Source organism: Spirochaetota bacterium (assembly GCA_035477215.1).
GTDB lineage: Bacteria > Spirochaetota > UBA4802 > UBA4802 > UBA5368 > MVZN01.
Window position 1 is genome coordinate 78,873 of the sequence record DATIKU010000018.1, and the last position, 20,502, is coordinate 99,374.

Here is a 20,502-nt window from a genome sequence, read left to right on the forward strand (position 1 = left end):
CCTTATGACAAGAAAACAAATCCGGCCGCATCCGGCTACCATAAAAAAAACTTGAAGCCGCCGCGGTTGGCGATAGCCCGTATAAAAAGAATTTGACACGAAAGGGGCCGAAGCGCCGTAATAAGCACTACTTCGGGCGAGGAGACGCATCAGATGGGCGATGAGATTAACGACCTGGTACGCCAGCGTATCGAGAAAATAGCGCAGTACAGGCAAAAGGGCATCAATCCTTATCCGCCGCGTTACCGGCGCACGCACGCCGCGGAGGAAGCGAAAAGCGAGTTCAGGGAGGATGAAAAACCACGGGTGAGCGTGGCCGGGAGGCTGCGCTCAAAACGGGTTATGGGCAAGGCCTCGTTCGCCCATCTCGAGGACCAGTCAGGCTCAATCCAGCTCTACGCCCGCAGGGACGATATCGGCGAGGAGAACTACGATCTGTTCAAGTCTCTCGACCTGGGCGACATTGTCGGCATTGAGGGCTTCGTCTTCAAGACCAACCAGGGGGAGGTCAGCATCCACGTCGAAAAGCTCACGCTGCTCGCCAAATGCATCCGCCCGCTCCCGTCGGTCAAGGAGAAGGACGGCGTGCTCTTCGATGAGTTCGCCGACCGGGAGATGCGCTACCGCCAGCGCTACGTGGACCTCATCGTCACGCCCAAGACGCGCCAGGACTTCATCATGCGAAGCCGGATAATCACCGGAATGCGCGAGTTCCTCACGCGCCGCGGTTATATCGAGGTCGAGACGCCGATGATGCAGGCCATACCCGGCGGCGCCGCCGCGCGTCCATTCAGCACGCACCATAACGCGCTGGACATCGATCTCTATCTTCGTATCGCACCCGAGCTGTATCTGAAGCGCCTTCTGGTGGGCGGGTTCGAGAAGGTGTTCGAACTCAACAGGAATTTCCGCAACGAGGGCATTTCCACCCGGCACAATCCCGAGTTCACCATGCTCGAACTCTACGAGGCGTACGCCGACTACGAGACGATGATGCACATCGCCGAGGAGATGGTATCAGAGCTGTCGGAGAAGCTTCTGGGATCCATGAAGCTGGAGTACCAGGGGTCGACACTCGACTTCACGCCGCCATGGCAGCGGGTGTCTTTCGTCGGTCTCATAAAAAAATATTCGGGGCTCGATTTCGCTTCCTTTGCGTCGGCCGACGAAGCGCGCAGCGCGGCCGAATCGATCGGCATCAGGGCGCCGGAAAAGATGGGCAAATGGGAAATAGCGGGCGAGGTCTTCGAGGAGAAGGTGGAGCCCAATCTGGTGCAGCCGGTATTCGTGACCGATTATCCGCGGGAACTCTCGCCCCTTTCCAAGGCGCGCGAGGACGATCCCGATTTCGTTGAACGCTTCGAATTGTTCATAGCCGGTCGCGAGATGTCGAACGCCTTCAGCGAGCTCAATGATCCCTTTGACCAGAAGTCCCGTTTCGAGGACCAGGTGCGCAAGAGGGAGGCCGGAGACGACGAGGCCCAGATGATGGACTACGATTACATCAACGCGCTCGAGTACGGCATGCCGCCGGCGGGCGGTATGGGCATAGGCATCGATAGACTGGTCATGCTTTTCGTGAACACGGCATCGATCAAGGACACGATCCTCTTTCCACTGCTTCGCCCTGAAGGGAAATAGAAGACGACCATGCCAGTTCACTATACCAGGGAGCGTTACGGCTGGAATCTCCACCGCTTTCTTTACGACTGGGTGCTTGCTTGGGCAGAGTCGCCCTTCGGCGCGATCGCGCTGTTCATCCTGGCCCTCGCCGAGTCGTCGTTTTTCCCGATCCCTCCCGACGTCCTGCTGATTGCGCTGGTTCTCGGTGCCCGTGAAAAAGCGTGGAGGTATGCGGCCATCTGCTCGATTGCCTCGATTATGGGCGGGATGTTGGGATATGCCATCGGTTATGCCCTCTGGTATACCGGCGGCGATTTTTCATCCATCGCAATGTTCTTTTTCGAGTATATTCCCGGTTTCACGGTTGACGAGTTCAACCGGGTGGCGGCGCTGTACGAGGAGTTCGGTTTCTGGATTGTCTTTACCGCCGGGTTTACCCCGCTTCCCTACAAGGTGATCACCATAACCGCGGGGGTAGCGAAGATAGACCTCGGGATCTTCGTCGTCGCGTCGCTGGTGAGCCGTTCGCTGCGATTTTTTCTTGTCGCTGGACTTATCTGGAAATTCGGCTCCCCGATAAGGGAATTCATCGAAAAGCGGTTCAATCTACTGGCGATAGTCTTCGTCGTACTTCTTGTCGGTGGATTTGCGGTGATTAAATACGCATTCTGATTGCCATGTCGAAGTCCTTGTCGACGTCGGCGAAGAGTATCTGGTCGTGTTTGTTGGGATAGGTGAGCAGTTCGTTGTGGTTGAGCTTCAGAATGAAGGGTATGCGGTGCGTGTATTTCCGCGCAATTGCGCCCAGCACGCCGAGGGTCGAAGCCACCGCGTTGCAGCCCCCTCGATAGCGAGCTTCACAATGTTCTCCGGTTCGAAATAAACCGGGTTCGGGGCGAACGACGCTCCGGCACTGTGTTCGATACCCTGGTCCACGGGGTGAATGGACAGATAGCCGGTACCCGCGAGGCGCCCGGTATTGTAGAGAAGCTGCATATTACGGAGCACCGCCGGATGGCGATCGGAGACGAGCATAATGCGCTCGACAAAATCGCTTACGGGCAGATGCAGGTGTTCGGCGGAAAATTTCGCCTTGTAGTTCAACAGGCCGTCAGCCTCGGGCCCGAGATATTTTTAACGGCCTGGATCATGTCCGCTTTCCTCCTTGATGAACTATTTGCACGGCCTTCACTTTTTTTTCGCCTGCGCGGCCACCGCCTCGGCGGCTTTGCGCGCGGCATCCTCATCGCCGAGGTAGTAATGCCGTATAGGCACGAGTTTTTCGTCGAGCTCGTAGACGAGGGGAATGCCGGTGGGAATGTTGAGTTCGGCGATCGCCCCGTCGCTCATGCCGTCGAGGTGCTTGACCAGCGCGCGCAGGCTGTTGCCGTGGGCGGCGATGATGACGCGCCTGCCGGAGAGCACCGACGGCCTGATGGCATCGTCCCAGAGAGGCATGAAACGCCGCACCGTATCGGCAAGGCACTCGCCCGCGGGGATCTCGCCGGGCGGAACATCGGCATAGCGCGGGTCGTGGCGCGGATGCCGCGGGTCGTTGCTGTCGAGGTGCGGCGGCGGGACGTCGTAACTTCTCCGCCAGAGGTGCACCTGCCCGTCGCCGTACTGTGCCGCGGTCTCGGCCTTGTTGAGTCCCTGCAGCGCCCCGTAGTGGCGTTCGTTCAGGCGCCACGATTTGGCGACGGGAATCCATAATAAATCCATCTCGTCGAGAACGATGTTCAGCGTCTGAATGGCCCGACGGAGCACCGAGGTGAACGCCTGATCGAAGATGAAGCCACCATCGCCTAACAGCGTGGCCGCGCTTCGGGCCTCAGCCACACCCTTTTCGGAAAGCCCCACATCGGTCCATCCGGTGAAACGGTTTTCCCTGTTCCAGTCGCTCTCTCCATGGCGAAGAAGAACAAGTTTATGCATCTCATACTCCCCCGGCCGCGCTTCCGCCGTCTGTATTGATAAATTATGCGGATCAAACATACGGGTACTGCCGCAAATCAGTATTTTTAAGAATAATCGGAGCGGAAGCTAAAAACAAGCAGAAAAGTAATTCCCGAAATTCCGACCGTATAAAGGCAGTCTGTAATTAATCGTGAATATAAATACCGGGGAGAACAGAAAAAATAGGGTTGTGGATTTTAGGATAATCATAAAGTATCATACCGCCCGAATTTTTAAAGCGGTGGGCATGGTAACATCGAAGTTTAAAGCCGGGTGTTGAAGCATCTTTTAGCAGGGAGTTATATGAAGGTATGAGTACGGAGATAGTGTTTCTGGACGCGGCAACAGTCGACTATGGTGACCTCGATTTCGCACCACTTGAAAAATTAGGGAGCCTGGCGAAGTACGACATCACCCGTCCCGAGGACATGCAGGCCAGGCTTCGGGGGGCGGCCGTGGCCGTCACCAACAAGTGCATATTCGACGAAGGGCTTATGCGGAATTGTCCGGATCTGCGACTTGTCGCGGTTACGGCGACCGGCTACAACAATATCGACATCGAGGCCGCCGCCCGTCAAGGAGTCGCCGTGGCGAACGTACCGGGCTATTCCACATCGTCGGTCGCGCAGTTCACCATGGCGTGCATGCTCGCGCTCGCCACGCGCCTTGTCGAGTACAGTGCGGCGGCCCGGGACGGAAGGTGGAGCCGTTCGACCATCTACACGCTGGGCACCTGGCCGACCTTCGAGCTTGAGGGGAAGATTCTCGGCATTATGGGGATGGGCTCCATCGGAAGCGAGGTAGCCCGTCTTGCCGGCGCCTTCGGTATGCGGATCATCGCGCTCGGACGCGATGGTGTGGGGTATACCGGCGGTTGGGAGCGCGTGGGCTTGCCCGAAATCGCCGAACGATCGGATGTTATATGCATACACCTGCCGCTGAGCCCCATGTCGCGGGGTATTATCAACGCCGATTTCCTGTCGCGCATGAAGCGAACGGCCTTTCTCATCAATATGGCGCGCGGGCCGATCGTCGACCAGGCGGCGCTGGATCTGGCGCTCCGGTCGGGGAGAATTGCCGGCGCGGCGCTTGACGTACTGGAACAGGAACCTCCGCCCGGGAACGAACCCCTGCTTTCAGCGCCCAACTGCATTATCACGCCGCACATCGCGTGGGCGAGCGTGGAATCGAGACGCCGCCTGATAGATGAGGTCGCGGCGAATATAGGGGCATTTTTACGCGGGGAGGCGCGCAACAGGGTGACCTGACCGGGGGATGGTCTCTTGTTTTCGTTGACAGCGGGCCGCGGTACGGTGTTCATGTACACGGTGTGGAGGTGGCGGTATGGAAGTTTTCGGCATTGTCGGTGCGGGGATCATGGGTAGCGACCTTGCGATATTTTTCGCGGAGTCGGGGTACCGCGTCATTCTGAATGATAGCGACGCGCACAGGCTTGATGCCGCCCGCGAGAAAATTCACGACCGCCTGACAGGGTACGAGAGAAAGGGCAGACTCGACGCAACGCGCATGGCCGAGCTTGAATCGCGTGTTGAGACCACGGGGAATCTGAAAGCGTTTATAGAGGCCGACATCATTATAGAGTGCGTCACCGAGGACCTCGGCATTAAGAAAGACGTATTCGCCGAACTGGACCGTATCTGCCGCCCGGGCGTTGTCCTCGCCTCGAACACCTCGTCGATGTCCATCACCGCAATCGCGGCGGCGACGAAACGGCCGGAGTCGGTCATCGGCTTGCATTTTATGAATCCGGTCAGGGCCATGCGTCTGGTCGAGATCATATGCGGGCTGGCCACCACGCGTGAGACCTTCGAAACGGCGAAACAGATAGTAAAAAAGGCCGGAAAGGAGTACGTTGAATCGCGCGATTATCCTGGTTTTATCGCGAACAGGATCCTGATGCCCATGATCAACGAGGCTATTTTCGCCCTGTACGAGGGCGCGGGGACCGTAGAGGCGATCGACAAGGTCATGAAGCTCGGGATGAACCAGCCGATGGGACCGCTCGAGCTCGCGGACATGGTGGGGCTCGATATCGTGCTGGCCATACTCGACGAGCTCTACAAAGGGTTTGGCGACACCAAGTACCGCCCGTGCCCGCTTTTAAAGAAATATGTGGCGGCGGGATACATGGGGAAAAAGTCGGGCAGGGGGTTTTATACCTATTGAGGCCGCATGCGGGGCGGAACTGGACGCTTGTATGAGATGTTGTCATACAACCATTATAATAATTATTGACAATTCTTCGCGCCTCATCAATTCATACCATCAACTCTGGCGGCGTCAACAATCGGAAACATCACGTGATCAACGACTATTTTCCAGCAGAGTATCGCGTTAAGAAAAGTATCGTCCGCAATGCGCGGGAGATCCTGCACTTCCTCTCGGTGGAACTGGGGGAGCGGACCCTGCGCCGTTATGAAAACCTCGAGGGCGCGGCGCGATTTATCCGCGAGAAGTTCGCGGCCGGAGGAAACCCAATAGTCGACGAGGATTACGAGGTTGAGGGATGCAGGGTGTCGAACATCCGGACCGAAATACCGGGAAGCGGTTCGCCCGAGGGGATCATAGTCATCGGGGCGCACTACGATACCATAGAGGACACTCCGGGGGCCGACGACAATGCCACGGGTATCGCCGGGCTCCTGGAGCTGTTCAGGCTCCTTTCACCATTCCGGTTTAAGCGAACGCTTCGTTTCGTCGCCTTTACGCTCGAGGAGCCGCCCCATTTCTCCGGCGACAACATGGGCAGCATGGTGTGCGCCCGCTGCGCAAGGGAGCGCGAGGACAATATAGAGTTGATGATCTGCCTCGAGATGCTCGGTTACGCAAACCGGCGATACGAACAGAATGTGCCGTTTCGGGACATGGCGAAGCATCTTCCCCGACGGGGTGATTTCCTCGCGGTCGTTTCGCTTCCGTCATCGGCGTCGTACGCCTACGCATGGAAACAGGTCTACAACCGGTTCGCCAGGCGCGATATCGTGGACATCGTCGGACCGTCGTCGATCCCGGGAATCAACCACTCCGACCACTATTCGTTCAACAGGCACGGGTATCCGGCAATAATGCTCACCGACACGGCGTTTTACCGGAACAAGAACTACCACACAGGCGAAGACACCTTCGACACCATCAATTTCAAGTTCCTTGCCGAGCACATCCTCAACAGCTTCAACACCATACGCGTCCTCGCCGACTGTGACGAGATCGTCCCGCCTCACTGCTGAGCGGCGCTTCCAGCCGAGGCCCTTTTCCCTATCACGCTTATCCTAATCTTAAGGGACTTCATGGTGAAGGCGGTAAAGCGGTCCGGGTGAGCCTTCATGAGGTCGAATTCGTACAGCGCGTCGTGGACGATCGGAGGGGGGATGGTAAGCTCCACCGCCGACGAGGCGCTGATCCGGCCCACGCCGCGGCATACATGACACTCGGGTTCCTTGCCGGAGCACAGCGGGCAGGTCATGCGGGAGGGGAGGTCTATGCGAACGACGATGCCGCTTTGCGATTCTCCCGGAGTTATGAAAACCTCAATGTCCTGGCCGAAATTGCGGAGGCGCTCCGTGCGGCGTATCCGCTTGTTGAGCATCCTGGTGCGAAGCAGGCCCTCGAGCGATACCGAATATTTGACGCGCTGTCGAGGGATGATTGCGAATGTCGGCCGGTCCGGCCTGCGCGTGGCGGAAAGGAGCCGGTCGTATTCGGTCCGCAGCGAGACGTCGATAAGGACCTTGTAGGCTCGAATGACGAGGTGGGTTTTGCGGCGCTGTTCCTCGCTGTCGAGTCCCGAAACATCCGGGTGAAAAAGCTTGATGAGCGCGCAGAAGGACGAGCGAATGGACGCCTTCTCCGCCGTGGGGGCGATGTTGAGGACCTCGTAAAAATTGATGAGGGATCCCCGATCGTCAAGAAAAGAAATGTTCATGGGCGCCGTTCGCTGTAAAACCTCTTTACAATCTTACCGGTTTTTACGACAAATGAAAGTATTTTTATGAAGCAGGCGGTCGATATCATCCTTTGCAGACCCGACGACCGGCGCGCCTGCAGCGCATGCTGCGGGGCCTTCAACCTGCGCGACATCTCTCGCGAATCCATTTCGGCGTTTCTGGAGAATGGGGCGGCGAGAGCGGGCCAGTGGCCGACTGGATGCGCAGGCGTGGTATCATCGCGCCCGAGAGACAAGTCCGCGCACATCTGCCCCTTCCAGGGCTATGCCGGCGAGGATAAATTGCCCGGCTGCCTCGTACATCCCTCTGTCGCGGGGGCCGACGGTCGCGAGCGCTCCTTCTACGGTATTGAAATCTGTGAGTCCTTTTTCTGCCCGGCGCACTTCTTGCTGGATACTACGGCTAAACGCCAGCTTCTTGAGCATGTCACCGACTGGTACCGCTACAGCATAGCCGTCGTCGATCCGCTCGGGTTTATCTGGATGATCGAGGAAGCGCGGAAATACGCGGATAGTTATACCGCGAATTCGTTTACAGAGGAGAAAACGGCCGCCGCTCTGAATGCGGCGCTGGGGGTGCATGCCGTATTTATGAACGGCCTGGAAGGTGCGCTCTTTCAGTACTCCCAGTCGGAGTACCTGCTCAACTACCACCGGTTTTCGCCGGGCTCCGGTTCGCCGCAGACGGAAAAACACCGCCGGGCGATTCGGGAAACCCTTCTAAGACTTCTTGCCTGAATCGAGTCCCCTGACGATATCGACCACCTCGCGCACGCGCTGGGAGGCGTTCTTCTCCATCACGAGAATGTCGTTGCCGGACTGTACCACCACGACGTTCGACAGGCCGACAACGGCAATACGCTTTGTCTCGGCGAAAACCGAGCAATCGCGGGCGCCGACAAAGATCGCCCGCTTGCCGGAGGGGCTGCGGTTGCCCTCACCGTCCGGCCGCAGGATGTCGTCGATGGAGTTCCAGCTTCCGAGGTCGCCCCAGCCGAAATCGCCTGGTACCACCACGCGCTTGCGCGCCTTCTCCATGATGCCGTAGTCGATTGAAATAGACTCAATGGAACCGAATATGCGCTCCTTGACCGCCCAGGCGTCGCCCCGGCTGGAGTCAACCACGCCCGCGCCGAGAGCGCCCAGCGGAGCGAAGGCCTCGTAATGGCGCGGCAGCAGATGCTTGAATTCATCCATTATAACCGAGGTCTTCCACGCGTATATGCCGCTGTTCCAGTAATAGGTCCCTTCAGCAAAATAGCGCTCCGCCGTTTCGAGGTCGGGCTTTTCCACGAAGCTTTCGATGGCGAAGGCATCGCCTTTGCCGGGCACGGCCTTGATATAGCCGTAGCCGGTCTCTGGATAGAGCGGTTTGATGCCGATGGTCGCCAGGTTTCCCTTTTCCGCTTCCGTAACGACTTTCCTTAATACGGCGGCGAATTCAACCGGGTTTCTGATATAATGATCGGCGGGGAGCACGATCATGATGCAGTCACTGTAAATTTTTGACAGATATATGGCGGCGTAGAGGACGGCGGGCGCGGTGTTGCGCGGTCTGGGTTCGGAGAGCACCGTACCCTTCATGCCGATCCTTTCGAGCTCGCCGTAAGAGGCGTTCTCGTAGCACCGGGCCGTAACGATGACGCAGGACTCGGGCTTGAGCGGCAGAAGGCGCTTTATGGTCTGCTCGAGGAGCGTACCGTCCCCCGATAGGTCGTGAAACTGCTTGGGTTTTTCCTCCCTGCTGAGGGGCCACAACCGCGTTCCGGCCCCTCCCGCCATGATCACAGGGACGACCTTCATGGTATTTTCGCTCATCGCATCACCCTAAAAGATATTTGACGTAATGCCGGCCCCTTGCGTATACTCACAGCCGATTGTCAGTAACGGGTCGGCGTCGAATGGTGGATTGGTCTTCACCGCACGGTCCATAACCGACACGTTCATGGGATTAATCAAGCCAAAATATTCGGATACGAGACAATGCGAAAATCACAGAATGTCTCCCGCGCATGGCTCGTATCCGTCATGACGCTCGTGCTTGCGGGTTCATTGTCGACAGACGCACTCGCCCAGCGGACGAAAACCAGCCAGCGCGCGGGAGAGCAGCGCAAGGCCGAGACGGGGCTGAAGGACAACCGGTATTTTTTTTATTTCATCGATTCCTCCATCTCCAATCTTGGCACCGACGAGGAGAGGAAGCTGTTCCGCGAGGCAATACAGCGGGACATCCTGGCACAGCTTCTGTACATGAAATTCCTGTTCAAGGAATCATACGGCGAGATCCGCAAATCGCAGCGAATCCTCATCGATCTCTACGGTAAAACGCTGTCGCGCGATATCGGGGTGGCCGGCGACCTTCTCAACGGCTTCGCCCCGCGGGTGATCGAGCTTAAAGACAGGCGGGCCAGGAGCTATCTCCATCTCGGTTACCGCGATATGAAAAATGCGCAGACGGCCATGCTGATCGGGGACAATATCACCGAGAAGCTCTATTCGATGCGGCTCTACCAGTACGTCAGGGCCATCAAGCTCGCCAAGCACGCCAAGCGATACGCCTTTTTCGCGCTAATCGAGATATCGACTCCGCGCGAGGAGAGGAGGCCGGTGAACAATTACAGCTTCGAGGAGATAGAGGATAGGTTGGTGAAAATCGGGCCGGATGAAAGCCGCGAGCGTCACCTGCTCATCCACTGGGACAACTATTACCGCGCGAAAACGGCGAAATCCTTTTACGACGAGATATGGGATAACCCCGCGCTGCAGGAGCTCGAGGACTATAAGAGCTATCTTTCACGGAAGGAGTATATTGAAGAAGGAGATTAGGCCTGTCGCCCGGCAGGTGGATACGCAAATCTCCATGCTAAGGGCGGAGTCATGAGCGATACGCCCGGTTCATGCGGGGATTATATTGAGGGGTCGATGATGAGGCATACAAATATGAAGGTGAGTAAAGTCTTGATCATGCTGTCACTCTTCGCACTGTGCTGCATGAGAGGGGAAGGCGAGGCGAGCAGGCTGCCGGAGATTGGTTTCTATTCTTCCCCGGAAACCGCGATACAGTCCCTCGAGAAGGAGGGAATCGGCTACCGGGAACATTTCATGCTCGGCGTAGCCTACAAGAAGAAGAAAAACTACAAAAAGGCCCTGTTTCATTTCAGCAACGGCTGTTTTTCCCGAGAGCGGGACTACCGGTTGCGCCTCTTCGCGCACCCGGTATACGCCTTCGTAAAATCGTATAACATTAAATCTGAATACTATGCCGACGCGGTGGCGGAGATAGCCGATATCTTTTTCCTGTACCGGGAATTCGACCATGTGACGAAATTCGTTGACCTGCTTAAAAACGATGGAAGCGCCATGTACCGCGACGCCCTGCTTCTGAAGTCGCGTGCTCTCTCCGAGCTTGGCCGCGACGACGAGGCACTCCGGACGGTCGAGGACCTTCTTAAATCATACCGGGACCCCGAATCGCGCGCCGTGGCCATGATACGGAGAGCGTCACTTCGCGAGAAGGGTAACGATTTCGACGGAGCGGTGAAGGACTATGCCGGGGTGATTGTGCTGGACGAATCGAGTTGGCAGTCGGCGATCGCCGCGGGAAGGCTCGTTGATATCAAGGGGCGGCTGGAGAACCCGCCCTCCGACGAAACCCTCGTGACGCTCTCCGGGGCGCTGTGCCGCCACAAACGGCATGATGAGGCTCTTCCAATACTGAAAAACCTCGCAGCGGAATCGAAGGACGACGCGATACGCATGCGTTCAATACGCCTTCTGGCCCGCGCCTATGCCGGCTTGAACAGGATTAAGGAAGCGGAGGCCCTTGTGCGGGCTTTTGACCCGGCGAAACAGGTTGAAATTCGTCTCGCCGCCGCAGACGAGCTATGGAGCGGAAACAAAAAGGGCGCCGCCGTCGAAATATACCGTACAATTGCAACTGACGCGCCGAAAGAGACGGCAAAACACGCCCTGCGGCGAATCGCGGTCTTTACATCGGATAATCGTTCGGCGGGATTCGAAAAGAACCTGCTGGATTTCAAGGAGCGATATCCGGACGACGCGTTCGCCGAATACTGCCTGTGGACGCTTGGAAGGGAGGCGCTTAAAAAAAAGGATAGCAAGGCCGCGGAGGAATATTATACGGAGGCGCTCGGGAAATATCCCGACGGCGAGAACGCGGACCGCATGAAGTTCTGGCTGCTCCGGTTCAACGAAGACAGCGGTAAAAAGGACGAGGCGGAGCGTCTGTTTCGTGACCTCGTGGCGAACAATCCCGATTCGACGCTTACCTGGGCGCTGATGGAACGTAAGGCGGGAGGGTACCGGGCCGAGGCGCTCGCCGCCGACTTCGGCCGGGCGCTGGCGGAAGGCAGGCGCGCCGAGTATCTCTTCTGCCACGCGATGCTTTTTCTCATGGAAAAAGACATAAAGAAGCGAAATGCGCGCCTCGAGAAAATACCCTCGGACGAGAAAAAATCATGGGAAATCCTCGAGCGTGACATCGGAAAGCCGCAATTCAGTTCACGATACTCGAGCACTATGAAGGCCTTCGATCGATATTTCGCCGTTGGCCACGTTGGCGGGATAAACAGGGAGCTTTCGCTGCTCAACGGCGAACCCGACGCCCAGGAGGATAGATCCGTCGCTCTCGCGTATTTCGGCGAACGGTATGGTCATTATTATTTTTCACTGTTCAGCACGCTCGAGATCATGCGCGCGCGAAAATTGCGGGAAAACATCTCCCTGATGCCCGAGTCCCTGCTGAAGCGCCTCCTCCCGACTCCATTTAATGAGTGCGTGGAAGAATCGGCGAAAACGTTCAAGGTCGACTCCAATGCCGTCTATGCCGTCATGAAGGCGGAGTCGCTCTTCCATCCAAGGGCGATGTCCTCCGCCGGCGCGGTGGGGCTTATGCAGATCATGCCGGCGACGGCCCGGGGGATTGCGCGCTGGCTCGGTGTTCCCGAGTACGACCTTAAAGACCCCTGCACGTCCATACGCTTCGGGACACGATATATCGCCGGCCTGCTTTCCATGTTCAATGGTAACTTCGACTTGGTTGTCGCAGGGTACAACGCGGGAGCGGGAAATGTGCAGAAATGGCGGGCCAGAATGCCGGGAGAAGACCCTGATTATTTTACGGAATTCATTCCATTCGGCGAGACGCGCTATTACGTGGTGCGGACCAGAAAGTTCCTCATTCAGTATGGAATCATAAACCAGCGGCGGTGATCGCCCGCCTTATGGAGGGAGCGGCAAATCAGGGGATTGCATCGGCAGGCGGCCGTGCACATGCGGATGTTGGAATGTTTTCGGCGGGCCTGTAAATAGTTGCCCCCGGGCAGGTTCGGGCTTGCACTTAAGGGACATGCCCATGATAAGAGTATGTGCGGGACGCGGCATTACTGATAGCGGTTATGTAAAACCGGGCGAATCGATAAATCCGGGACTTGCAACTGGTTAAATGTATTTCCGAATGCAATGGAGGCGGTTATGAAAAGAATACTCATTTTCACGCTGATTATACTGGCCGGTTCCTTACCGGCGGCGGCACAGCAAAACATAGGAAGGATCGTCTCGATAGTGGGCGATGTCGATATCACCACCGTAACCGGGGGCGTAAAGTTCGTCCCGCAGATAGGGGTGACGATCACCGATGACCACCGGATTCGTACCGGTAACCGCTCGTATGCCGAGCTCCTCCTCAACGACGGAAGCAAGCTTTTCGTACGCGAGGTGACGGTGCTCAACCTGTCCGGTCTCAAGATGGCCGAAACCGATCCGCCCACGCGCATACAGGTGGTCACCGGCAAGCTCCGTATCACCATGAAGAAGACGTTCAGGAGCCGCTCGCTCGTGCTCAGGACCCCGACGGCGGTGGCCGGCGTAAGGGGAACGGACTTCGGCGTGGTTGTGGGCCGTCAGGAGACGAAGCTCGTCGTTTTCGAGGGACAGGTGGAGGTGGCGAGCTCGAATAAGGACGTCATAAAGGCCTGGGTGGTCAAGGAACGGGAAGAGGTGAGCGTTAAGAAGGATGTCCCTCCAACCGCTCCGCGGGTGGTTCCCGGTGAAATATTGAAGTCCTGGTTTGATTATTATGATATCGATGAGCGCAGCAGGATCATCATCCGGAACAAGCGGGACGAGGGGTTCCTTGACGGTGTTTTGAGAAAAAAGGATTTTTGACCGATCGATGCGATGATTCGAGCCTTTGCCGCTGCGACGCTCTTCCTGGCGTTTTTTCTTCATACCGGTTGCGGGAGCGGCGGAACCCAGCTGAAGAAAGACGACCGGCAGAAAATACGCGAGACGGCCGCGCGCTGCGAAAGCGCGAGCTGGCAGGTGCGGCAAAGCGCGGTGAAGGATCTGGCGTCCTACCAGGTCCGTGAGGCGGAGGAGATCCTTATAAGGGCTCTCGACGACAGCCACACCCTGGTGAGGGTTGAAGCGCTGAGGGGCCTCGAAAATACGGATAATAAAAAGGCGCGCCGGCGGATACGTGCGCTCGCCGAGTACGAGCAGAACAATAGCGTACGCTGGCAGGCGATAAGGGTTTTACGGGGGTTTCGTGACGCGAGAGACGCGGTCGTGTTCGCGAAAGGGCTTTCGAGCGACGACTGGCTCCTCCGCGAGGAAAGCATTAAGGGACTTCTCTCAATAGAGGACTTCGCCATCAAGTATGTCTCGGTGCCCTACGTGCTTCAGGCGCTGGCAGACCCCAGCATGAACGTGAGGGTGGCGGCCATTGAGAATCTTTCGGTGCAGGATGAGCGGATTTACAGGGCCCTTGCCGCGATGCTCGATGATGAAGCGATAACGAAGCACACGCTGCTGAGGGCCCTGCTGAAGGGCCTTAACGGATATAAGCTCGACGGACTCACCATGAAACGGGTGACTGCGCTACTCGTACACCAGAACGCGGAGATACGAGTCCTCTCGCTGAGACTTCTGAAGCGTGATCGGGAATTGAAAAAGAACGACGACTGAGCTATTTCTCTTTTTCCTTCGACGTGTATATCCTGTTCTGTGCGTCCACAACGTCCTTTTTGTAGCGATCGGGCAACGGCTCCTTCGCCAGCTCGTAGTATTTGAAACAAGATTCCTTGACCCGACGATAGTAATAAATGGAGTCCACCGGCTTGGCGCGCTCGAACAAATCGTTGGCTTTATTGATGCCGAACGCCCCGTTGGATACGAGGAGCTCCGCGGTGGGATCGGTCTTTTCACCCTTGAGCGAAAGCTTTACGTTTGTCCTAACGTGCTGCTTTATGATTTCGCGGTGAAGGGCTTCCGTGTCATCCTTGAATTTCTGCGCGAGTTTCATTCCGACGGCACGAATGTCCTTGTCGTTTTTCGTATAGAGATTGGCGGATTCCACCAGGCTTCCCCTGAAATAGTACGAAGTCGCCTCCGCGTAGTCGTTAACGAGCCGGTCGAACTCGGCCTCGCCACCGCCGAAATTGATTATCGCGGTGTGCAGCAGCTTTATGTTTTTGAAGTTGTCGTAGCTCAGCCGCTGAATCACATGTAGCGGGTTATACAGCGGATTGAATTCCTTTGCCGGCTCGGCCTGCTGCGCGCTGAGCGCAGCCGCGAAAACCGTTAAGAAGATGAGTACGCCGACGATTCGCCATCCCTTTGCCATTTTTCGCTCCATCCCCCATGCGTCGTTTTAAGCCGGTATCCGGCACAATAAATGCCGACCTGGCCGGTAGTATGACCGGATATCCGCACCGGCGCCAGCACAACGCCGGGATCGCGGAGGCCGTTATCCCGGATTATGCAGCAATTCCATTTACGCGGAATCATAAAGTATAATTTAATAAAGTCAAGTAAAATGTTCGATATCCCGGCGGGGGATCCGGCCGGAATAAGTGGGCCCGTTCAGTCCGTACCCGATTAGCGGCACGAGCTACAGGCGCCCGGGCGGGAGGGTACGCAACCGCTGCAATCACCTCCCCCCGAGCCGGAACCACTGAACATGGAAAAGAGTTTTTCGGTCCTTGGAGAACCGCAACGGGAGCAGACCGGCGGCGAGAAATCACCCATCCTTCGCAATTCGCTCGTTATAGTCACGCATTCAACGCATTTAAATTCATAGACAGGCATCATTCTCTCCCAAAAGGGGCCCATAGAATATCCTGCCGTTAAATAAGACGTTTTTAAACGCCTTACGCATTACGACTCCGTTATTATCGATAATAGAATCGTTGTAAAGCCCGGATAAGGGATGGTTCCCCCAACAATGTAATGACTCTATTTCAATGTAGCTGAAATGCTTGATGGGTGTCAATTTTTAATGTATAAAGCGCCCCGAAATCCTCCGAGGGTAAATTTAATTATTGCAAGTGGGCGCGCCGGCGCTATCGTATAGCAAATCCGCGCATACGGCCCCCGGCCGTTCCGGTTAATATTACAGGCAAATGGTGACATGCAGCGATGAACATACTCCTCACGAACGATGATGGTATTCATTCGGATGGGCTGGCTGCGCTCTGCGACGCGCTCTCCGAGAAGCACGGGGTGTATATAATAGCGCCGAACGGGGAGAGAAGTGCGTGTTCGAACGCGATAACGGTACGTAACGACTTGGGAGTGGAGAAGCTCTCCGAGGGGCGCTACGCCCTGGACGGCTTTCCGGCCGATTGCGTGAACGTAGGGCTGCACGGCGGAATCATCCCGTCGATCGACCTGGTTATTTCCGGCATCAATCACGGCCCCAACCTCGGCGATGACGTTTATTTTTCAGGAACGACGGCCGGCGCGAGGACGGCGTTCATCTTCGGGGTTTCCGGAATCGCGATCTCGCTCGATTGTTTCGGGTCCTCGGACTATTTCGGCGAGGCGGCAGGCTTTATGGCGGCGTACCTTGAAGAGTACCGGAAGCTTGCCGAACTCGGACCGTTGTTTCTCAATATTAATTATCCCGACCTGGCCAATACGCGCATCGCAGGGGTTCGCTATACGATGCTTGCAAAGCGCCATTACCGCGATTCGTACAGCATTACGGGAAGCGACGGGAACGTTATACGCATGCGCCTGACGGGAAGGATTGAAAGCGATGAACTGGAGGGCAGCGACGCGATGGAGCTTCGAAATGGATACATTTCGATAACACCGCTCCATCTCGACTGCACCGACCATTCTTTCATCAGGCGGCTTTCGGGACAGGGTGTTCATGGCTGACATAGGGCTCGATAGCAAGATAAAGAGGTTTCTGGCGGCCGCGCTAAGTAAAAGCGTGATGAATGACTACCGGAACGCATTGGAGGACCTCAGGGCGGCGGAGGCCCTCGACCGGGACAACCCCGAGGTTCTTTACAACCTCGGCATCTGTTATGCGCGCACCGGCCTGTATAAAAGCGCTGCCGAGTACTTCAGGCGGGTTATCGACCTTCCGCTTGCGTTCGTGGATATCAATACCGTACGCAAGCTTCTCGCCTACTGCGCCATAATGTACGGTGAGTATGCCGAGGCGGAGCGGCTTCTCGAAACAAGCCTCGGAATTTCGCCCAGGGACGCCGCCGCTCTCAATATGAGGGGATACTGCCGGGAAAAAACGGGACGATACACCGAAGCGATTGAGTCGTACCGCGAGATAATCGGCATTGATCCGCGCAACTGGAACGCCCACAACTCTCTGGCCTTCCTGATCGCCGAAAGCGGAGGCGACCTCGCCGAGGCCGCCGGGCATGCGTCGATTGCGCTGAAGGCGAAACCAGCTCATCCCGCCTATCTTGACACGATGGGCTATGTCTATATGAAGCGGGGTCAGGCCAGGGCGGCCAAGGATCATTATAAAAAGGCGCTTGCCCAGATGCCCGAATCGGCGGAGATCAAGGCCCACATCGCCGAACTCCTGGGCACCCGCCCCGGGAAACGCGGGTAAGGGCGTTTTCAGGCTTATTTTTCTCTTTTTTTAAGCTCCGATTTTTATAAAATATTCTACAAAATTATTATAAAATGCCGATGGTATAATAGAAGTACTCCACGGAAGGAGGTGCTGAAATGGATGTCACATCGGTAATCCCCGGCTTCCCCTCGGTGCGATCCGCCGCGATCGATGAGAGAATGCTCGCCGTTAACGCGAGGGCCGCTTCAGGACTGAGGACCGAGGCGCCACATTTCGATTACGACAAGGTGATGATGGACCTTGATGAGGTGAGAAATTTCCTCTACATGCTCATCGGCGCCGAGATACAGGTAAAACAGGACGAGCGGATCGGTGCTAACGTTGACCGCATGGTGTAGCGGCTATAAAGTCGGGACATGTGTTTATAACCGGAAGAGCACGGCGGCGCCGTGCTCTTCGGCCGTATGGGCGGCGGGAACCGGCCGTCTCCGATAACCGGCGAAAAGTTGTTGACTTATAATTAGCGTACTTATTTTGTATTTATCTATAAAAATATTCTTAGAGCAGTTTCGCGGCTTTGAAGTGCCGATTTTTTACCGTAACAAAAATAATATTATTGTTCTAATTGACATTTGTCGCGTGATGTCGTTATATATCTAATCGATGCCGGAGTGATGAATAATATTATTGGTAAATTTGACTATTAAAATATTATGTTAATTATCGATATTTATGGGGATTTTTTCGATAAATGTGCGCATATTGACATACTTGCTACGATAAGGTAAGAGTGGTGCATTTTGGTAAAACGACATGGTTTTCCCGTCGTCAACAGGGTGGTCGATCGGGCATCTTTCGGACATTATACGCGTCAATTTAAAATGAGCAGAGAGATACAGGAGAGGGCTGACCTTATCATGCAAGAGCTCCGGGAGGCGCTGGTGCCCATTCGGAACGAGATGAAGAGGATCAGGCAGCGCCAGGGGTATGGCGAAAACGGGCCCGGGGGCGAATGAAATTTTCGGTGAAGGAGCAGTGAGATGCCTGCGAAAGGTCAGAAAAGAAAACAGCAGATAATCGATACGGCGAAGGATATGTTCATCCATAACGGGTTCCAGAGCACTCATATCGGACAGGTGTGCGAAAAGCTCAACATCGCCCGGGGGACCGTGTACCAGTATTTTGGCAACAAGCGTGAAATTCTCTACGCGATACTCGAGTCGGTTGAGGAAAACATTGATGATATACTCGATCCGGACGACCTGAAGGATTTTTTGAGGACGAATCCGGTGCAGAAATCGGTGCTCAAGTTCGTCACGGAACGTATATTCGGCTGCATCAACGTGATCATGAGTGAGCCCATCGTCATAAAGCTGATCTTCAAGGACATTGTTGGCATTGACGAGGAAGTGGTGCAGCGGGTCGAAAAGTTTCTGGAGTATGTCACCAAGGTCGTTACGCGCGACATTGATGAGATCAAGAAGAAAGGTGTGTACAAGAAGACCATCAATCCCGAGCTGACGGCGCTTATGCTCATCGGCGCGGTCATGTATGTGGTCTATGATTTCGACAGAAAAAAAGCGAACGTTCTCGAAAAGGACGTGCTGGATGCCGTTGTGGCGAATTACCTCTACGGCGTGATAAAATAGGCCCCGGCGCGTTTCAGCGGCATAAGGCCCGGGATCGTGTCCCGGGTTTTCTTATTTATTGACAAAAATACGGCGTGCAATTCAATACACCCATGGTCCGCCCTCGGGAATAACGGCCGGCTGACCGCCGAAGAATCCCATGAGAAATAAGGCTTTACCGATACTATGTGCACTTGCCGCGGCCATGCTCGTCACGACCGTTCAGGCGGCCGGCGAACGGACCGCCGCCTCGCTGCATTCTGCGATACTGCGCGGTGCGCATGACGAGCATGAGCGAGCAATGCGCTACATAGAAACGAAAAGGCCCGGGGATCTCCTCCCGCTCCTAAAAGAAACCGTGCTTAATGATGGAGATATGGAGTATAAAGGGCGCGCGATCGACGCCCTCTCCCGATATCCGTTCAGAAACGTATCACCCCTGTGGATGGACCTGCTGCGGCAGAGCAGGTCGTTCCCCGTTAAAAAAAGAATCATCGACATTATGGCCGCTTCGGACGACCGGCGAGTCGTGACCGCGCTCGTTGAGGAACTCGCCAGCCCCTTCTCGACGGTGCGGGAAAGCGCTATAAAGGCGCTCTCAAAGATGGGCGATGACCGTATGTTCCCCTACATCCTCAATATGGCCCAGGACCCCGATCCGATTTACCGTGTTTACGCGCTGGAGGCGATATATCACCTGTACGACCGCCGGGTAGGGTATCTGCTGAGAGACATGCTGAAAGATGATAATAAGTCGGTCCGTTATTACGCGCTTAAATGTATCGAGCGCAATAACCTCGTCGAGAATATACCGATCGTACGGACGCTCGCGCTTTCAGATCAGAATTGGGAAGTGCGCATAAAATCGATCGAGCTTATACGATATTTTCGCGACACAGGCTCGATCTATGTGCTGCTGCGCGCCCTCACCGACACAAACAGGGATATCCGCCTTGCGGCCGCCCAGGCGCTTTTGGAATTCCGGTCCCCGGCCACCGCGTCCGCCGTTTCGGCTCAGCTCGCGGTCGAGGACGACGACGCAATAAAGGAACTGCTGATCGACACACTCATCGCCACCCGCAACGGAGGCGGCTTCAGGGGACTCGATCGGGTGCTTTCATCGGATACGAACGTATCACTACGAATCAGGGGTGCGTTAGCCTGCGGCGATATAGGAGACGCCCGTGCGATCGGCCTGCTGATGTCGGCGCTGAGCGATGCCGATTACCGCGTGAGGGCCGAAGCCTGCAATTCGCTCGCCGCATTCAGGGGCGCCCGGGCGATAACCGTCAAACTACAGGAGGTTGTCTGCACCGAGACGAGCCTTTACGTGAGGCTCGCGGCGTTATATGCGCTGGTGCGTATAGGCGACAGGGCCTCGACGCTTCCGCTCTTCGACCAGTACGTGGTTGAGACCGATCCGGTCTTCAGGGAAAAACTTCGCCATGCCGTACGCGGATTCATGACGAGGTAAAGCG

The 20,502-nt window shown here is 56.0% G+C and carries 19 protein-coding genes and 1 pseudogene; 15 read left to right on the forward strand and 5 right to left on the reverse strand.

Annotation, left to right across the window (positions count from 1 at the left end):
• Positions 1-153 precede the first annotated feature (153 nt).
• Together lysS and VLM75_04300 are read left to right on the forward strand one after the other, a co-directional pair.
• Positions 154-1,641, forward strand: coding sequence for a lysine--tRNA ligase (gene lysS / locus VLM75_04295; GenBank protein HSV96139.1), 1,488 nt, complete (start codon positions 154-156; stop codon positions 1,639-1,641).
• A 9-nt stretch (positions 1,642-1,650) separates the two neighbouring features.
• Positions 1,651-2,295 (forward strand): YqaA family protein, encoded by a 645-nt coding sequence (locus VLM75_04300; protein HSV96140.1) that lies wholly within the window; start codon positions 1,651-1,653, stop codon positions 2,293-2,295.
• Positions 2,296-2,299: 4 nt separating this feature from the next.
• Here the strand turns inward: VLM75_04300 and VLM75_04305 are convergent.
• Positions 2,300-2,730 (reverse strand): annotated as a pseudogene (locus VLM75_04305) (fructose-bisphosphate aldolase).
• 81 nt (positions 2,731-2,811) lie between these two features.
• On the reverse strand, positions 2,812-3,558 hold the full coding sequence (gene gpmA / locus VLM75_04310; GenBank protein ID HSV96141.1) for a 2,3-diphosphoglycerate-dependent phosphoglycerate mutase: 747 nt from the start codon (positions 3,556-3,558) through the stop codon (positions 2,812-2,814).
• A gap of 332 nt (positions 3,559-3,890) precedes the next feature.
• Between gpmA and VLM75_04315 the strand changes: the two genes are divergently transcribed.
• The 3 genes from VLM75_04315 (at position 3,891) to VLM75_04325 (ending at position 6,827) form a co-directional block, all read left to right on the forward strand.
• Entirely contained in the window at positions 3,891-4,847 is a 957-nt protein-coding gene (locus tag VLM75_04315; protein ID HSV96142.1) for a D-2-hydroxyacid dehydrogenase, read from the forward strand.
• 76 nt (positions 4,848-4,923) lie between these two features.
• The gene (locus tag VLM75_04320) at positions 4,924-5,766 is read left to right on the forward strand and encodes a 3-hydroxyacyl-CoA dehydrogenase NAD-binding domain-containing protein (GenBank protein ID HSV96143.1); all 843 of its coding nucleotides are present in this window, start codon (positions 4,924-4,926) and stop codon (positions 5,764-5,766) included.
• A 134-nt stretch (positions 5,767-5,900) separates the two neighbouring features.
• Complete coding sequence (locus VLM75_04325; protein HSV96144.1) at positions 5,901-6,827, forward strand: M28 family peptidase; 927 nt, start codon at positions 5,901-5,903, stop codon at positions 6,825-6,827.
• Here the strand turns inward: VLM75_04325 and VLM75_04330 are convergent.
• Positions 6,818-7,522, reverse strand: a complete 705-nt coding sequence (locus VLM75_04330) for a DnaJ domain-containing protein (protein HSV96145.1) — start codon at positions 7,520-7,522, stop codon at positions 6,818-6,820. The genes VLM75_04325 and VLM75_04330 overlap by 10 nt on opposite strands.
• A 66-nt stretch (positions 7,523-7,588) precedes the next feature.
• Between VLM75_04330 and VLM75_04335 the strand changes: the two genes are divergently transcribed.
• Complete coding sequence (locus VLM75_04335) at positions 7,589-8,281, forward strand: hypothetical protein (GenBank protein ID HSV96146.1); 693 nt, start codon at positions 7,589-7,591, stop codon at positions 8,279-8,281.
• Here VLM75_04335 and VLM75_04340 read toward each other — a convergent pair.
• Positions 8,264-9,361, reverse strand: a complete 1,098-nt coding sequence (locus tag VLM75_04340; GenBank protein ID HSV96147.1) for a mannose-1-phosphate guanylyltransferase — start codon at positions 9,359-9,361, stop codon at positions 8,264-8,266. The genes VLM75_04335 and VLM75_04340 overlap by 18 nt on opposite strands.
• A gap of 165 nt (positions 9,362-9,526) precedes the next feature.
• Between VLM75_04340 and VLM75_04345 the strand changes: the two genes are divergently transcribed.
• The 4 genes from VLM75_04345 to VLM75_04360 all read left to right on the forward strand — a co-directional run bounded on the left by VLM75_04345 (position 9,527) and on the right by VLM75_04360 (position 14,530).
• Positions 9,527-10,369 (forward strand): hypothetical protein, encoded by an 843-nt coding sequence (locus tag VLM75_04345; GenBank protein HSV96148.1) that lies wholly within the window; start codon positions 9,527-9,529, stop codon positions 10,367-10,369.
• A 114-nt stretch (positions 10,370-10,483) separates the two neighbouring features.
• Positions 10,484-12,775, forward strand: coding sequence for a transglycosylase SLT domain-containing protein (locus VLM75_04350; GenBank protein ID HSV96149.1), 2,292 nt, complete (start codon positions 10,484-10,486; stop codon positions 12,773-12,775).
• Between the two features lie 261 nt (positions 12,776-13,036).
• Positions 13,037-13,729 carry a FecR family protein gene (locus VLM75_04355; protein ID HSV96150.1) on the forward strand — a complete coding sequence of 231 codons (693 nt, stop codon included), beginning with the start codon at positions 13,037-13,039 and terminating at the stop codon, positions 13,727-13,729.
• A gap of 12 nt (positions 13,730-13,741) precedes the next feature.
• The gene (locus VLM75_04360; GenBank protein HSV96151.1) at positions 13,742-14,530 is read left to right on the forward strand and encodes a HEAT repeat domain-containing protein; all 789 of its coding nucleotides are present in this window, start codon (positions 13,742-13,744) and stop codon (positions 14,528-14,530) included.
• Between the two features lies 1 nt (position 14,531).
• On the opposite strand, the gene VLM75_04365 is transcribed toward VLM75_04360, so the two are convergent.
• Positions 14,532-15,188 carry a hypothetical protein gene (locus VLM75_04365; protein HSV96152.1) on the reverse strand — a complete coding sequence of 219 codons (657 nt, stop codon included), beginning with the start codon at positions 15,186-15,188 and terminating at the stop codon, positions 14,532-14,534.
• A 794-nt stretch (positions 15,189-15,982) separates the two neighbouring features.
• On the opposite strand from VLM75_04365, the gene surE reads away from it, so the two are divergent.
• The 5 genes from surE to VLM75_04390 all read left to right on the forward strand — a co-directional run bounded on the left by surE (position 15,983) and on the right by VLM75_04390 (position 20,498).
• Positions 15,983-16,729 carry a 5'/3'-nucleotidase SurE gene (gene surE / locus VLM75_04370; GenBank protein ID HSV96153.1) on the forward strand — a complete coding sequence of 249 codons (747 nt, stop codon included), beginning with the start codon at positions 15,983-15,985 and terminating at the stop codon, positions 16,727-16,729.
• Positions 16,722-17,432, forward strand: a complete 711-nt coding sequence (locus VLM75_04375; GenBank protein ID HSV96154.1) for a tetratricopeptide repeat protein — start codon at positions 16,722-16,724, stop codon at positions 17,430-17,432. The genes surE and VLM75_04375 overlap by 8 nt, the downstream gene beginning before the upstream one ends.
• Before the next feature lie 119 nt (positions 17,433-17,551).
• A complete protein-coding gene (locus VLM75_04380) occupies positions 17,552-17,794 on the forward strand; it encodes a hypothetical protein (GenBank protein ID HSV96155.1) in 243 nt (80 codons plus the stop codon).
• A gap of 642 nt (positions 17,795-18,436) precedes the next feature.
• Entirely contained in the window at positions 18,437-19,045 is a 609-nt protein-coding gene (locus VLM75_04385; protein ID HSV96156.1) for a TetR/AcrR family transcriptional regulator, read from the forward strand.
• A gap of 139 nt (positions 19,046-19,184) precedes the next feature.
• The gene (locus tag VLM75_04390) at positions 19,185-20,498 is read left to right on the forward strand and encodes a HEAT repeat domain-containing protein (GenBank protein HSV96157.1); all 1,314 of its coding nucleotides are present in this window, start codon (positions 19,185-19,187) and stop codon (positions 20,496-20,498) included.
• Positions 20,499-20,502: the final 4 nt, after the last annotated feature.

Coding starts and splice junctions, on each gene's coding strand:
- lysS (HSV96139.1), top strand. CDS start 154: ATGGGCGATGAGATTAACGACCTGGTACGCCAGCGTATCGAGAAAATA.
- VLM75_04300 (HSV96140.1), top strand. CDS start 1,651: ATGCCAGTTCACTATACCAGGGAGCGTTACGGCTGGAATCTCCACCGC.
- gpmA (HSV96141.1), bottom strand. CDS start 3,558: ATGCATAAACTTGTTCTTCTTCGCCATGGAGAGAGCGACTGGAACAGG.
- VLM75_04315 (HSV96142.1), top strand. CDS start 3,891: ATGAGTACGGAGATAGTGTTTCTGGACGCGGCAACAGTCGACTATGGT.
- VLM75_04320 (HSV96143.1), top strand. CDS start 4,924: ATGGAAGTTTTCGGCATTGTCGGTGCGGGGATCATGGGTAGCGACCTT.
- VLM75_04330 (HSV96145.1), bottom strand. CDS start 7,522: ATGAACATTTCTTTTCTTGACGATCGGGGATCCCTCATCAATTTTTAC.
- VLM75_04335 (HSV96146.1), top strand. CDS start 7,589: ATGAAGCAGGCGGTCGATATCATCCTTTGCAGACCCGACGACCGGCGC.
- VLM75_04340 (HSV96147.1), bottom strand. CDS start 9,361: ATGAGCGAAAATACCATGAAGGTCGTCCCTGTGATCATGGCGGGAGGG.
- VLM75_04345 (HSV96148.1), top strand. CDS start 9,527: ATGCGAAAATCACAGAATGTCTCCCGCGCATGGCTCGTATCCGTCATG.
- VLM75_04350 (HSV96149.1), top strand. CDS start 10,484: ATGAAGGTGAGTAAAGTCTTGATCATGCTGTCACTCTTCGCACTGTGC.
- VLM75_04355 (HSV96150.1), top strand. CDS start 13,037: ATGAAAAGAATACTCATTTTCACGCTGATTATACTGGCCGGTTCCTTA.
- VLM75_04360 (HSV96151.1), top strand. CDS start 13,742: ATGATTCGAGCCTTTGCCGCTGCGACGCTCTTCCTGGCGTTTTTTCTT.
- VLM75_04365 (HSV96152.1), bottom strand. CDS start 15,188: ATGGCAAAGGGATGGCGAATCGTCGGCGTACTCATCTTCTTAACGGTT.
- surE (HSV96153.1), top strand. CDS start 15,983: ATGAACATACTCCTCACGAACGATGATGGTATTCATTCGGATGGGCTG.
- VLM75_04375 (HSV96154.1), top strand. CDS start 16,722: ATGGCTGACATAGGGCTCGATAGCAAGATAAAGAGGTTTCTGGCGGCC.
- VLM75_04380 (HSV96155.1), top strand. CDS start 17,552: ATGGATGTCACATCGGTAATCCCCGGCTTCCCCTCGGTGCGATCCGCC.
- VLM75_04385 (HSV96156.1), top strand. CDS start 18,437: ATGCCTGCGAAAGGTCAGAAAAGAAAACAGCAGATAATCGATACGGCG.
- VLM75_04390 (HSV96157.1), top strand. CDS start 19,185: ATGAGAAATAAGGCTTTACCGATACTATGTGCACTTGCCGCGGCCATG.